The following is a 14,561-nucleotide window of genomic DNA, read 5'->3' as shown; positions in this document are numbered from 1 at the left end:
AGATCTAAACTGTTAGGGATAAAGCGTACAGTTGTCAATTAAAGTATAACGCAAGGAATGCGCCATGTCTGACCAATTAGCCACAGTAAATGTTACCAGTGATGATGAGATTACCAGGATAGCAACAAGCAAAAATAGTTATTTAGCTGAGTTAGATGCTGCGGATGATGACGAAAAATTTAAATTAGTAAGGCAATGGATTGACCATGAGCCGTTGGCTTTTTTTAAAGCTTTGCGAAAAGATTGCCCCATTCTTGTTACCCCTAAAGCAACGTTAGTCACTCGCTTAGATGATTGTGTAGAGGTGCTTAACCAACCGAAGGTTTTTACAGTCGCTTTGTATGAACCTAAAATGGACAATTATTTAATGTCCCATGATGATGATGCTTTTCATACCCGTGAAAAGTCTATTATGCAAGGTTTTTTGAACCGAAATGACTTGCCTCGGGTTCGTACTATGGTAAGAGAAACTTGTATTGATTTACTAAATCAGGCGGCGGGCAATATGGAGTTAGTCGGTAGTTATTGTCGGATGGTGCCTGCGACTTTAGTACAAAATTATTTTGGTTTAACTGGGGTTGATCGTGAAGATTTGATTGAGTGGTCTTATTGGAACCAGGCAGATACTTTTTATAATCAACCTTTTGATAACCATACTGAAGATAAGCGGCAATATATTCGAGAACAGCACGAAAGAACAGGTAATGCTTTAGCGAAATATATTACAGAGTTGATGGTACGCCGTGTGTTAGCGGTTAAAGCAGAACAAGCAACCAATATTATATTTGCTTTATGGTATGGGCTACGTAAATTAGTACGGCACTTGATGGGGGAAAAGCCTGAAGTATTAAATGATGATATTGTGACACGAATGATTCGTAGTCATTTTGCTGATACCGTTGAGTTTGACTTACAGCGAGTTGGAGTTAATGCCGGTGGCCTGTTAATTGGAGCTATTGAAACAACGTCACAGGCTGTTGCTCAATCCGTGCAGTTTTTATTAGATCACCCTGAGTGGCTTGCAAAAGCGAAAAGTACCGCAACACAAGCAGATACCACGGCGTTTGATGATATTGTGTGGGAAACCTTGCGTTTTGTACCAATCTCACCGTATTTATTTAGAGAAGCTGCGTCAGAAGCCGTGATTGCTCGGGGGACAGATAGAGAAACCACAATCCCTGCAGGGGGGTATGTGTTAATTGCTACCCAGTCAGCCATGTTTGATGAGCGGGCATTTGATGAACCAGAGCAGTTTAGGCCTGGACGGAATTGGTATCATCAGTTTCACTTTGGTTATGGTGAACATCAATGTTTGGGACGTTATGTAGGGGCTGAAATGATTCCTGAAATGGTCAGGCAAGTGGTGTTGCTTGATGGGTTAAATGCCGAAGGAAGTATTGATTATGAAGGTGGGCACTTGCCACAAAGATATCAAGTTACTTGGAGTGACTAGTAGTAGAAAATAAATTATTGCTAAAACTATAATGTTGTCCTTCACCCGGTAGTATTGGGCTGTATTAAGCCTATAGCGGGAAAGTACTTAAAATCTGAAGTTGTTAGAGCTACTTTTAGTTAGCTGCCAGTTAAATTCAGTTGGGTTTATTCTGAAATGGTGTGTTGTATGCTGTGGGCAGCTGACATTTGGACAACCGTATAACGCAAATTCAAACTTACTGACGGCTGAATGGCAAACAGAACAAGTAGACTGCTGATGTTGCTTGGTTGAGTTACTCATGGTTTACATCTCATGCTTGTTATAGCAGTAGGGTATTGTTTTTATATGACAGAATGAAGAAGATTCTTTCAATAGATTGGTTAGTGATAATCTATTGAGCAGAAATTTGAACTATGACATGTTGCTGAGGTAAATTATTGGCTTCGACATGAGTTACTCACAGCTGGGTGCACTCAATTCTAATCCTCTTTTCAAAAATTTCCTGACTAATTCCTGATATTTTCGACTGTGTTTGAAGTTTTCGATAGCAGCACTTAATGGTTCTACCAGATTAGAGCGTCGTTTATTTAAGTAAATGTATAAGTTCACCTTAAGCTCGGGTTTGACTTCAATTTTTAAATTATTCAAACAGGAAATTTTTTTATAATAATAAGCAACTGCAATAGGTAGCACCGCAACATGCAGGCGTTTACGGCGCAGTAATTCAATAAGTTGTTCATAATGTTTTACTCTCACTACTTTTATGTTACTGAGAGAGTCTGCCGCAATGGGCATGCCTGTAATTAAACCAATACGATAACTGGCTAATTCTTCATATTTGATATCCTCGAAGCTGACATAAGCCATGAAAAATGAAAAGTAACTGGGTGTTACTTTAAGCAGTTGTGGATAACTCACTTTATCTATATCAGATAACAGTACAAAGTCACCATCAATTTTACCTTTATTGGCTTCTAATAAGGCGCGTTCCGCTGGCAGACTGATAATTTTTAATTTGCAGTTGACCATTTCAAAAATGAGTTGTAAATACTGGTCGACCAGTCCGTCTCTTAAGCGAGTATGATATGGCTCTGATAGTTGACCACCTAATAATACATCGTCTTCTGTACAGATTGGATTGCTGTTTTTTGCCTGACTATTGTTAATAAAGATAAAAGTAGTCAATATAAAAGCAGTGAATGTTAGCTTAAAATGAGTAACGTGGCCTTTTATCCTATGGAGATAATGGGGCGATTTATTTAAAGGTGGTTTGTCTGTAGATAGAAAGGTATTCATTACCAGCTTTTTACCTCAAAACCGATGATAAGACCTTTAGCATTATGCTTTAGTTTGGCTTTTTGATATTTACTTTCTTGTACAATACGAGCTAATTTTTTAAGTGTATAAAATGGAGCGTCTGTAATTAAATTATTTACTAGCCAATTAGGTAGATTGCCTCCTGGTTCCATATGGTGTTGCCAGGTAATCTGTATTTTGTTTTTGGCAATAGGTTCTAACAAGTAAAAGCCTTTAGACTTCTCAATACGGACTAGCTTGGACTGGTTGACTTTTTTGCATATGGTTGTTTGTTGGTTTTTACAGAAGTGAGGAGCTGCTTGTAATTGAATAGTAATCGTTTTCGTTGTGAGTGACTGGTTAAGTTTTGCATGTAGAATAATATCTCGATTTCTTGAGGGGAATGGAAAGTCGTTGACTTGGTAAACATAACGTTCACCAAAGCTGATTGATTGGATTAAGGCAGGCTGTGTACACTGATATACCCATTGTGGACAGGCACTGATATCGTTTAACACGCCTAGTACACTGTCTAAGCTGGAGTTAATGGTGGTCACTGCTTTAAATTCTTTAATTCCCGACCCTGGTATTGCTCTGGTGTAAACTTGGATACCCTCTTGATTTTTAACCTGCTGCCACTGTTGAGCCTGCAAAGGCTTGGCGATAATAGATATTAATAATATAGCAACTAATAATATTAACAGGGGGTAAGCTTTATTATGGTTCATTACTCACTCAAATACCTTCAGCAAAGCGGGAAAAAAACTCTTGATCATTTTTTTTTATATCTGTAAATTGCAGTCCCAGCTGAAAATCGTACGTTCTGATTATAATGTGCCTAACCTCTGCTTTAGCATAAATGATAAGATTTTTTCCTTGGTATCTCGCTTTAATCATGATGGGAAGTACTTGAGATTTTTTAAATGCAAACAGGGTTTGTAACAAGACTCCTTGTGCTGAGACATTAACAGTAGTGGCAGGTAGCACTTGATTATTAGAAGGACTTTTGATGAATGCTTTCCACTTAACATTTCTCCGAGTGTGGCGTCGTTTCTGCGTATCATTATCTTCTAATAATTCTTCAATGTTCATTATTTTATTACTTAATGAATGAAATTAAACACTAATGTTAACGCTCATTGTTTAATCATAGTTCATCATCAATTATTCGTACCAAAAATCTTACAGGTAAGATATTGACATTTTATGTCAACCGTGGTGAAATGACACCTAATTACCCCACCCAGGGTATGTATAGAGGGAGATGTTATTGATGAAAAGCGATATCACTGTAGCTATGTCTAATGAGGAAAAGCAGTGGGGAATGTTTTGCCATGTGGCTGTTTTTGTTGGCTATGTGTTTCCACTTGGTAATATCCTTGGTCCACTGATTATTTGGTTAATGAAGAAAGATGAATTCGATTTTGTTGATAACCAAGGTAAAGAGGCGATTAATTTTCAGATTACAATGCTAATTGCTAGTGTAGTTATCTTGATACTTTGTTGGGTATTGATTGGATTTCTCTTGTTACCAATATTTTTTATATTTAATTTAATTATCCCAATTATTGCTATTGTTAAGTCTTCTAAAGGAGAAGCTTATCGTTATCCGTTATGTATTCGTTTTATTAAATAAATGATGACTGTTTATATTGAGTTGATCATTACCAAATGAGTCATGATTGCACCTTGGCATTTAAAGCGGAAAACAGTTGCCGCCTGATTTTTCTAAAATTCTGATTTTATTCAATATAATTTATGGCACACCTGTTGCCTAGTAAGATGAGGTATACAAGTATACATAATAGGAACAGGAAAACAGGCTTATGGATTGAGCCATTTATCTATTCTATTGCTTGCCTAGTGCAGGCCCTGCAGTTTTTTCCAAAGTAGATATTTTTAGTTACACTAAAAAACGATGAAATATGCCCATCGCCAGGGGAGGTATACAATGGGATTCAACACTGCACTCAGCGGTTTAAGGGCAGCAAGCTCAGATTTGGATGTGATTGGTAATAATATTGCTAATGGTGGTACGGTTGGTTTTAAACGATCACGGGCTGAATTTCATGATTTATATTCTCAGGCAGTATTAGGTGGAGGTAATAACCAAAAGGGTTATGGTGTGTTTGTTCAAACTGTGGCACAACAGTTTGGTCAGGGTAATATAAAATCAACTGATCGCAATTTAGATCTGGTGGTAAATGGCTCTGGTTTTTTTGTAACCAAAAGTCACAATGGTTTGGCTTATACACGACAAGGGATTTTTAGTTTGAATAAAGATGGCTATGTTGTGTCAAATACCGGTGACTTTCTACAAGGGTTTACTGCCGATGCATCGGGGGTCATTATTCCAGGTGCCTTGTCTGACTTACAAATTAATGCTCAATATCTCGATCCTCGTCAAACCAGTGGGATAGATATTGATTTTAATTTAGACTCGAGAGATACGGTATTAGCAAGAAGGGGAAGTTTAACTGAATCGAATAATACGGCGGTTGTTGCCAATGCTCAGTTAGCCAATACCAATGGGTATAATGCTGGCAGTTTTATTTTGCAAGATACTTCGCAATCCCCAGTGGTTACAGTAGCAACTTTAAATATACCGAGTGCAGCGAATATGCAGGCTAGCGCTATCGCCAGCGAACTAATCAGTAATGGTGAACAATATGGTGTAATGAGTGCTTCTGCCAATACCCGGGTAAAAGTGGATGTGTCTAACCTTGTTGCATTGCTTGGTTCTTCAGCTCCAGCAGGTGCTTCAGTTAGTATTAATAATCAAGCAATTGATTTGAGTTCAGTAAATAGTATAAATGAGCTCGCAATTGCTATATCTAATTTAACCGGTGTCAATGCACAAATTGATTCATCGGCACCAAACGAAATAAGAGTATACAACAATACAGGTGATAATATTGCTGTTGCGCTCAGTAATACGGGAACCAATGTAGCGGTTCAGGGGGCAACAGGAGCTGCCTTTACTAATGCAGGGGCTGCAGTTAACGTAGCGGATGGAGCTACATCAACTGTCGGGGGCGAAGTCACAATACAACTTGAAAATAATCTACAAATAGCTGCCGCTCCTGCGCCAGCGACCCTACCAAATATCTTTACCATCCCATTAACTTATACCCCTTTTGCTGACAATGAGTTTGATCCAAATGATCCTGCTACCTATAATCATGCTACTCAAGTGCAGATTTTCGATAGTTTGGGTAACCCTCATACACTAACATCTTACTTTGTAAAAGAAGAAACCAACCCTTCGACCCCTAACGTTTCTGACTGGAGTATGTATTTACTGATTGATGGAGAAGATATAGGAGACCCTGTTGTAAGTAGTGGGTCAGCCACTCGCGCTAGATTTTCAGTGCAATTTGACCAGGATGGTAATTTACTTAGCTCTAACCCCATTGTTGTTACCAACTGGGTACCTTTAGATAGCAATGGGGATCCTATAAATGCCTTACAACCTATCAATGTTTCTTCAGGGGGCAATATTTTGCCCTTGCCAGATCCTCCTACCAGCTCAAATTTTGTCTTTGATATTACTAACTCAACTCAGTTTGGGAGTCTTTTTGCTGTCAAGAACTTATCACAAAATGGTTATAGTGTTGGGCGAATGACTGACTTGAATGTGAGTGAAACAGGGGTCATATTTGGTCGTTATTCCAATGGTCAAAATACCACTTTAGGCCAGGTGGCTTTAGCTAATTTTGTTAATCCCCAAGGGCTGCAACCTATAGGTAAAACCGCTTGGATGGAAGCGTTTGATTCTGGTGAACCTGTCATTGGTACTCCTAATACAGGGACTTTAGGTAGTATAAGATCTGGTGCTTTAGAAGAAGCTAATGTGGATGTGGCGGAAGAGCTTGTGAGTTTGATTATTGCCCAGCGTAACTACCAGGCTAATGCTAAAACGATTGAAACAGAAGACACTGTTACTCAAACAATTATTAATCTGCGTTAACCGTAAGGAGTTAGCGGGCATGTTGATAGCTTGGGATGGCTTTTAATAAGACTACAGCAGTTTATGTCATAATTATACTGCTTTATTTAGTCATGCCTTCTAACTCAATTGATATTAGTCATCCATAATAGACAAGCCATCTAAGTTATGTCCCATATTCTCAACCTCGCAGGTGGCACCGATCTTTTCAATTGCAGCTTTATATTTATCAGCTTCTTCCGATGTTAAGTTTTCTTTAATGGTATAGGGAACTGACTTGAAGATGGATCTGGCTTTGTCATGAGAAATTTTAAAAAGCTTAGCAAAGTCAGTTTCTACATAGTATTGGCCTTTACTACCTGCGGCATAGCCAGTCAGTTTCACTCTAAATTCTTTAGTTGTCATGTTATGTCTATACTTCTACTTGCGTATTAAGAGTAATGAAAGAACATAGCCTAATATAAATAGTATTAGCTGAAAGGCAATGATGAAATCTATTTTATATTGTGGATGAGGTTATGCTAGTACTGGAAAGTGCTTGGTTGTTGCACAATAAAAGATAGTCAGGTAGGGATTGCTGAATATGAGCATGTGTCTTGAAATGACAACGCTAGGTAGGCAACACATAGAGGCTGTTTTAGGGTATCCGCCGCTAATCTGGCGAGTGTTAGCGCCGGACGAGCCTGGCTACTTTTGGTATGAAGTTGAGCAATTTACCCAATTGATGAAGTTTCCTCATCGTAATCAGTTAATCGATGACACTGCTCCGCCACCAGACTTTCATTACACTGACGGTGAAGGTGTGAGTGAACAGTTTGGGAAGGCGTGGCATGGTATGCATTATTTATTGACCCATTCTGTGTGGGGAGGTAAACCACCACTCAATTTTATTGTCAATGGAGGCACACCTGTACCCGACACAGACATTGGTTATGGTGCAGTACGAATTATTAATGATACAGAAACACAAGCGATTGCCACCATGCTTACTCAACTTGACCAAGCTAAATTACTGCAGCATTTTGATTGCGAGGAATGGATGGGGTTAGCGATTTATCCTGTGGACTGGGAAAGCTGGGGGCGAGATAAATCCATCACTTATTTACTAAGTCATTTAATGAAACTGCAATCGTTTATTATGAGTGCTGCTGAGCATAAAGTAGGGGTGGTGATGTATATTTCGTAATTTTACTGTAAAAAACGATATCTTGATTTATAGTAGCCAATTTACATTACATTGAATAAAAAAGGATAGTGTGAAATAGACCGTTAAAATAATTCAGTCCTCTATTAAAACTTTATTTACCAAGGCATGCTTAAATGAATTTTAATTCTGTTTTCTAAGTCGATCTTGTTGGGATCATATATTTCTGGGAAATGCTTCATGATTAAACGTTTCATATGACCTTGTGTAGAGTAGTCTTTGATAGCTTGCTCTAGGATAGGCTTAAGGTACTTGAATGACTTAGCTAAATAAAAGCGAAAGTCACGAGGGTAAATAAATACCAGTTTCTTTTCGATAGCCAGGTAGTTATGCTTTTTATATTCTGGGCCAATTTCAAATGCAGCTCTGGAAAAATAATCAATACCGCGCTTACCTGAATGTAGCATTAAGTAAAGGTCTGGATCAATGTTCCCATCTTTTTCTTTGAATGGCAGACCATTATGATTCCATATTTTAGTATCAGACCATCCGAGCCCAAAGCCGCCAATAAGCTTTGATTGCTTGAAGTCTTCCAGGGTTTTAATTGAATCAAATTTATGTTGAGTACCTTTGCGAATAAAAAAAATACGATACCCTTTGAGTCCCATGGTTAATGGAGCATCAACATATTCAAATAACCTATCATATTTAGGGCTTTGCCCTCGCCACATTAAAGAAATTGTTTCATCTTGCACTAACATAGCCATCAGGCGTTTTTGATTGTATTGTTCGGGTAACTTAGTAATGGTGACTTGATGATCTGCATGTTGTAGAGACTCTTTGAGCAGGTCATGAAAATAGGCTGAACTTCTTCCACCATAGATAGTCAGGTGAATCTCTTCTCCATAAAGAAAGTGTGAGTAAGAGAGGAATAATAGGTTTAGGAGGAATGAAAGCAACAAAAACCAGCTTGGGGAGCTGTGTTTATAAGAATTAATAAAAGCCATAAATGAATTACTTTGCTGGTAGTTATTAACAAAAATACCAATGAACCTAATCAGCATAGCACTATAAAAAACGAAAAGTGGGTATTAGAATAACAGTTTATCATGCAATTGGGTCTTAGTAACCAGTAGTAAATGAAAGCGTTGGTAACTACTGGTTTACTGTTCGCTTTGGTTATATATACGCTTTGCGAATGAATGTTAGGCTTTTTTCCATTGTGCTTGGCCACCAAGGATGGTGGAGCATTCAATTGTCACCCCATTAATTTAGCTTACTAAATTAATGGGGCTTCATCTCCCGGTTGCCTTGCTTAAATTATCCTTCGTTGTGAGTATATACCGGTTTGTTTTTTTACCTAAAGGTGATTCATGATGGGCAAAGATTAGCGATCAAAAAGCTCTAACCGCCAACTGTCAATATAACCAGTCTCTTTGCTTAACATATCTTTTACATGCAATGACCAAGTACCACCTTGTTGTAAATCAGCTAATTTAATATCATACGACTGATTAAGGTTATCTGAACTATCACCTGCTGAAAACGGTTTTAACAAGTGACGGTTATTATCAGGACTAATTAAGTAAACGGATATGTCACCCACTGCGGTGTGTTTTATATCAACAGTCACTCTAGCGCGAATAACGGTATTACCTAAGCCCACTTTAATATTGCTTTTTACACCATCAAAATCTCGGTCTGGAATTTTATAATCAGTCGTATTTTCCAGGTTTTTTACCCGCATTTCGTACTGGCCAACTAATGATACGTGTTGATAAGGCGCATCGCTATGTAACATTAAATAATAAGTACCGGCTTTGGGCTTTTCAATCATACAGGTTTCGTTGTTATCGGCTTTAATTGCTTGGCAATCCCAAATATGGACTGTGGGAATTTGTTTATGTTTGACATATAAGTTAACGTTGCCTGTGCCGCCCCAGGTAATAAATTGCAGGTTATGCATACCAAAAGGCACATTGAGTTTGTAATAACGCTTATGGTCTTTTTCATCTGCTAAGTTTGGCATTATTTTGCCATTAGCCAAAGTAAAGACTTCATCATCAGGTGAGATACAGCTAGCATTAACCCCTACCTTAGCGAAGGCAGCTTCTACTTCACTAGCCTTGTAATTCAAGTCTTTTGCTGCAGTGACTACGCCGCAACCACCTTCATTGAAATCAGTTGAACGACGCCAATACAGTTGGTTTGCTTTAACAAATACCTCAAATGCTTTATGTGTATTCCAATTAGGTGTAGTTGCAAGCAAGTAAAACGCTTTGTTAAATACACCAGAGCTGTAATGCACATCTAACCCTTTGCGGTAATCTTTAGCATGGCCGATTGAGCGTTTATCTTTAAGTGGGTCATCGAAATAGCGAAGTGCCCCAGTTTTTTTAAATATATCAGCCCCTACCATCCAGTCATTATTGCCTTTCATATAAAACTCTGCGGCTTCACCTGCGATGTCTGAAAAAGATTCATTAATCCCCCCAGACTGATAACGATAAATAAGGTTAGAGTTTTGTTCGGTAAAACCATGAGATACTTCGTGAGAAACAACATCTAAGCTGACTAAAGGGTAAAATAAGCTTCGGCCATCGCCAAAGGTCATTTGTTTGCCATCCCAAAAGGCATTTTCATAGCCGTTTCCATAATGAACTCGCATTTTTAATTTAAAGGTAAGGGGGGTCGTATTAAACCACTTGTTGTACATAGCAAAAACGATACTGCCAAAGTAGTGAGCATCATTAAGTGGTGAATAGGCACCGTTAATAGGCTTTTCTGTATTTCTTGGGCATTCAAACTGGTGTATTTCTCCTCCAGAACGCTGATGGTTAAGGTTAATAGTTTCAACGTGCTTATTGGACATTTGGCAATCGTCAGTAACGGTTAAAAAACCATAATCAATGCCATACTCATATAATTCTGTTTTTTCATTACCGCCAGGGCCTGTGGCTTGTTTATGGGTCATGCCTTCCCAAGTATCAAGAATTTCACCACTGATGGCATCAATAATATAATGCGGGCGTTTGGGGAGGGGGTTATGGCTAACGAAGGATACCTTGTATACCAGGCGAGCAGTGCCTGATTTATCTTGATAGACAAATGGTGTTGTAGACGAGTTTTCAAGGGTACCTGCTTGATTCTTGGGAATATTCGCTGTCTGGATAGCTAGCTGTAGAGCCTCTGCTGCAGATAATTGAGTGACTGGAGTAGGAATGTCTGTTGCGATGCCTTTTAGTAGGTGGCCACTAATATTGACAAGTCCACCGTCTGCATCCTTTTCTACCACAATATTGGTGTCCCAAACAGGCACACCATGAAATTGTTGTTGATAACGTAGTTTATGGTGAGAGTTAGCAATTTGCACTGTGCGAATCAATTGTAGGTTTTCATTGGCAGGTAATTTTAGTAGCTGTTGAATGGTTTGGGTGGATTCTGTCGGGTGTAAATTAATTGAAGCCATTTCAGCAGACCAACAGGTTTGGCAAAGCCACAAACTTGTATAAAATATTGAATGCTTAAAAATAGGTTGTTTGAATAAAAAACGTGTTGATAACATGCTGATCTCCTCCATGAGTGGGCAAACTTGTTTTTGAGTGATTAAAGCCATTCAGTCAAATGTAAAAGGCTTTGACGGCTTGCCACGAGCTATGCAAAAAGACTCTAGTTGGTCAGGTAAAGGTCTGCTATACCGAAAGGACGTAAAAAATTAGTTTTTTATTGCAAGTATCTCTTTAGAGGAGAGGAGAGGGGAGGTGAATTGTTAGACCATCCTAGCACTTAGTAGCCCTGCAATCACTTCAGCCCACTTTACATAAAATCTGATTACTTGATATTACAAACTATATTAGCCATTGCTGGTGTTGAAATTTTTTATAATTTTAGGGGGGTAAAAATATAATGATGGTATGTAAAATTTAATAACAGCTCTTTGGCTATTTTTTCAGTTATCAGGCACTTTATTACTGATAATAAAGCCTTTTTAGTAAAAAAAATCGACATAAAAAATTGGTTTGTATTGTGTCTTTGTATATACACCATGAATATCTGGAGTATATTTTTTAGGTGGGTAAAAATTGATAATCAACTATTTTTGTGAACAGGTCATGTTTTCTACATTATGGTATTGAACTAGTAACAAAGATTCAAAATAATAGTGTCTAGGGTCAACCTATAACAACGAAGTGCTTTTAGTGCTTTCCATAATACAGATAACGAAAACTATACTACATATAGCACAATGGAGTTGTATACGGACAGACTTGAGTATACGGACAAGTTGTAGTTATACGGATAAATTTACGCTAGGGAACCAAGCCATGCCTACCGTGAGCTTAAAAAATTCAGCTGTGGAAGAAGCAGTTACTGCATGTATTGATGCGAATATTGAGAATATTCAAGAAGTGTCAGTTGCTGATATTACTGACAACATTCAGAATAATTTACAGGATAGTTTGCAGGAAGAGGCGGACGATCAAGATATCAGTAAAGTAGTAAATTTTCATATACGCTCGCAACTTAATGCAAGCGCCATAACTGGTAAACCAGCCATCAATAGCCCAATTGATACCTTTTTAGAAAATATGTCACAATGGTTGGCAAATGACATAAGTGCTGGCCTGCAATATATTTATCAACAATATAAAGCTGAACAGTCAGCCCCTCAAGAAGAGCCCACTCAGCAGTTAGAAACTGAAGCATCGCAGCTAGTCGCGCAACAAAGTGCTAAATTAACGGGCTTGATTGTTGAGTTAGAAAATCGCTTTAGTGAAGTTCATGAAAGTTTGCGATATTTTGAAGTGATTAACTTAACAAATGAAGACAAAGAAAAAGAGCAAATCAAAATAAATAAACTAAAAAAATCAATCCAAGAGCAAGTTAACAGCATGCAAACTCTTCTGTCAGGTTATAAAGCACAATAAAATTAACGAATTTTTGACTCATATAGCCTAGAGAATGGCTTGTTAACTACCTATGTACTCTCTAACTACCCAGCTGCATTGATATGCAGCTTTTTTTTGCCTGAAAAATACCTGCCATGTGATAACAGCCCTTTCTAGATAGCTTTTCTGGATAAGATGCTATTTAATGGAAAACTAGCATTATTGTTCGGTAGACCGTTTATTGAATTATGCGTTTATTATTACCTATATATCGGCTAGGCATTCAAGGTCGCATCATGGTTGTGGTTGGCTTGTTGAGTGTGCTGCAAATTGGTTTGGTGGGTGGTGTGTTTTTAGCCCAACATGCGCAAACCATTGAAAATCTAACCGGCAGCCGAGCTTTAGCGATTGCTCAAACAGTAGCCCAACTACCAGCCATTCGTGAATCGTTAACCACCAGTAATGTAAGTAAAGTGCAAGACTTGGTAGAACCTATTAGGAAAATGACTGGCGCAGAGTTTATTGTGGTTGGTGACTCATCTGGTAAACGATTATCACACCCTATTGTTGCCCGGATTGGTAGACAAATGATAGGAGGCGATAATGCTGCTGCGTTAGTGGAAGGCAAGTCATATGTTTCAAAAGCTATTGGTTCACTGGGGCCTTCGATTAGAGGGAAAACTCCTATTGTTTCTACATCTGGTGAAATTATTGGTCTGGTGTCCGTGGGTTACTTGCAGACAAAAGTGGATAGTGTCGTTTTTCAGCATCAATTCTTATTGTATGGGTTGCTGGCAGGAGTAATTTTTTTAGCTATGATAGCAGCGGTATTAATTGCCAGTCATATCAAACGTGCTATTTTGGGCCTTGAGCCGGAAGAAATTACCCGTTTATATCAAGAGCAGAACGCTACTTTACAGTCTGTATCAGAAGGGATTTTGGCATTGGACAGTGAAGGTTACATCACCCAGTTTAATTTAGCCGCAGTTAAGACCCTGCAGTTACCCAAAAGCTGGCTTGTTGATAAGTTAAAGCAATCAGTAACATCCTTATTTAAAGAAGGTGATTTGCTGTTAGCCATGCAACAACAAGGACAGCCTATCAAAGACTTAGCATTGGTGGTAAATGACCAAGCTATCATTGTTAACAGCCAGCCTATTCCTGAAGGCGGGATGGTATTTAGCTTTAGGTGCCAGGATGAAATGGGTCAACTTACTGAACAGTTGAGCCAGGTAAAGCAGTATTCTGATACGCTACGGGTGCAAAGCCATGAATACTCTAATAAGCTGCATACATTGGCAGGGCTTATTCAGTTAGGAGAACATAGTAAAGCATTGGCGTTGATTAAGCAGGAAACCAGTGGTGTTCAGGCCTTTATGAATTTTTTACGGAGTGCAATACCTGACCCGGAATTGGCGGCCATTGTCTTAGGCCATTATCATCGGGCTAAAGAGCTGGGTATTACTCTGTTAATAGAAGAAGATAGCTATCTGGAAGGGTTGCCTGCGACGTTTGATCGGATGGCGTTAGTCACCATATTAGGTAACTTAGTCAATAATGCTTTTGAAGCAGCGTTACAAACGATTACTGCTAATCCTACGGTAAAACTAGGCGTTACTGACAGTGGTAATGAAATAATTTTTGAAGTTGAAGATAATGGGATTGGTATCCCAGATAATTTATTAGACAGTATTTTTGAAAAAGGGACCTCAACAAAAAACCAGCTTGGCCATGGTATAGGGTTGTATTTAGTTAAGCAGGCAGTTGAACGATTAAGTGGGATGATTACTATCGAAACGGTTTCACCTCAAGGTGTACGGTTTGTTGTTTATATACCAAAATAATAAG

General features: G+C 38.5%; 12 protein-coding genes. 6 read left to right on the top strand and 6 right to left on the bottom strand.

Going from position 1 to position 14,561, the window contains the following annotated elements:
- Nucleotides 1-64: 64 nt before the first annotated feature.
- The gene (locus tag G4Y78_RS17205; RefSeq protein ID WP_163834194.1) at nucleotides 65-1,453 is read left to right on the top strand and encodes a cytochrome P450; all 1,389 of its coding nucleotides are present in this window, start codon (nucleotides 65-67) and stop codon (nucleotides 1,451-1,453) included.
- Nucleotides 1,454-1,888: 435 nt separating this feature from the next.
- On the opposite strand, the gene G4Y78_RS17200 is transcribed toward G4Y78_RS17205, so the two are convergent.
- From G4Y78_RS17200 to G4Y78_RS17190, 3 genes are read right to left on the bottom strand one after another with little or no spacing between them, the layout of a single operon-like run.
- Complete coding sequence (locus tag G4Y78_RS17200) at nucleotides 1,889-2,731, bottom strand: substrate-binding periplasmic protein (RefSeq protein ID WP_163834193.1); 843 nt, start codon at nucleotides 2,729-2,731, stop codon at nucleotides 1,889-1,891.
- Nucleotides 2,731-3,459 carry an START domain-containing protein gene (locus tag G4Y78_RS17195; protein ID WP_163834192.1) on the bottom strand — a complete coding sequence of 243 codons (729 nt, stop codon included), beginning with the start codon at nucleotides 3,457-3,459 and terminating at the stop codon, nucleotides 2,731-2,733. Before G4Y78_RS17195 ends, G4Y78_RS17200 begins: the two co-directional genes overlap by 1 nt.
- Before the next feature lie 7 nt (nucleotides 3,460-3,466).
- Complete coding sequence (locus G4Y78_RS17190) at nucleotides 3,467-3,823, bottom strand: PilZ domain-containing protein (protein ID WP_163834191.1); 357 nt, start codon at nucleotides 3,821-3,823, stop codon at nucleotides 3,467-3,469.
- A 181-nt stretch (nucleotides 3,824-4,004) separates the two neighbouring features.
- Here G4Y78_RS17190 and G4Y78_RS17185 point away from each other — a divergent pair, with 181 nt between their 5' ends.
- A complete protein-coding gene (locus G4Y78_RS17185; protein WP_222937520.1) occupies nucleotides 4,005-4,367 on the top strand; it encodes a DUF4870 domain-containing protein in 363 nt (120 codons plus the stop codon).
- A 315-nt stretch (nucleotides 4,368-4,682) separates the two neighbouring features.
- A complete protein-coding gene (locus G4Y78_RS17180) occupies nucleotides 4,683-6,701 on the top strand; it encodes a flagellar hook protein FlgE (RefSeq protein ID WP_163834190.1) in 2,019 nt (672 codons plus the stop codon).
- Between the two features lie 114 nt (nucleotides 6,702-6,815).
- Here the strand turns inward: G4Y78_RS17180 and G4Y78_RS17175 are convergent, their stop codons facing one another.
- Nucleotides 6,816-7,085: a ribosomal protein L7/L12 gene (locus G4Y78_RS17175; RefSeq protein WP_163834189.1), complete on the bottom strand. Its 270-nt coding sequence runs from the start codon at nucleotides 7,083-7,085 to the stop codon at nucleotides 6,816-6,818.
- Between the two features lie 178 nt (nucleotides 7,086-7,263).
- Here G4Y78_RS17175 and G4Y78_RS17170 point away from each other — a divergent pair, with 178 nt between their 5' ends.
- Nucleotides 7,264-7,866 (top strand): YfbM family protein, encoded by a 603-nt coding sequence (locus G4Y78_RS17170; RefSeq protein WP_163834188.1) that lies wholly within the window; start codon nucleotides 7,264-7,266, stop codon nucleotides 7,864-7,866.
- A gap of 116 nt (nucleotides 7,867-7,982) precedes the next feature.
- On the opposite strand, the gene G4Y78_RS17165 is transcribed toward G4Y78_RS17170, so the two are convergent.
- Nucleotides 7,983-8,831: a hypothetical protein gene (locus tag G4Y78_RS17165; protein ID WP_163834187.1), complete on the bottom strand. Its 849-nt coding sequence runs from the start codon at nucleotides 8,829-8,831 to the stop codon at nucleotides 7,983-7,985.
- A gap of 380 nt (nucleotides 8,832-9,211) precedes the next feature.
- Nucleotides 9,212-11,389 carry a M4 family metallopeptidase gene (locus G4Y78_RS17160; RefSeq protein ID WP_163834186.1) on the bottom strand — a complete coding sequence of 726 codons (2,178 nt, stop codon included), beginning with the start codon at nucleotides 11,387-11,389 and terminating at the stop codon, nucleotides 9,212-9,214.
- 760 nt (nucleotides 11,390-12,149) lie between these two features.
- On the opposite strand from G4Y78_RS17160, the gene G4Y78_RS17155 reads away from it, so the two are divergent.
- Both G4Y78_RS17155 and G4Y78_RS17150 read left to right on the top strand, forming a co-directional pair.
- Nucleotides 12,150-12,752, top strand: coding sequence for a hypothetical protein (locus G4Y78_RS17155; RefSeq protein ID WP_163834185.1), 603 nt, complete (start codon nucleotides 12,150-12,152; stop codon nucleotides 12,750-12,752).
- Nucleotides 12,753-12,961: 209 nt separating this feature from the next.
- The gene (locus G4Y78_RS17150; RefSeq protein WP_163834184.1) at nucleotides 12,962-14,557 is read left to right on the top strand and encodes an ATP-binding protein; all 1,596 of its coding nucleotides are present in this window, start codon (nucleotides 12,962-12,964) and stop codon (nucleotides 14,555-14,557) included.
- Nucleotides 14,558-14,561 lie beyond the last annotated feature (4 nt).

Origin of the sequence: Spartinivicinus ruber (assembly GCF_011009015.1) — a bacterium.
GTDB classification, from domain to species: domain Bacteria; phylum Pseudomonadota; class Gammaproteobacteria; order Pseudomonadales; family Zooshikellaceae; genus Spartinivicinus; species Spartinivicinus ruber.
Note: the sequence above shows the minus strand (reverse complement) of the source record. Positions and strands in the feature narration are given on the sequence as shown.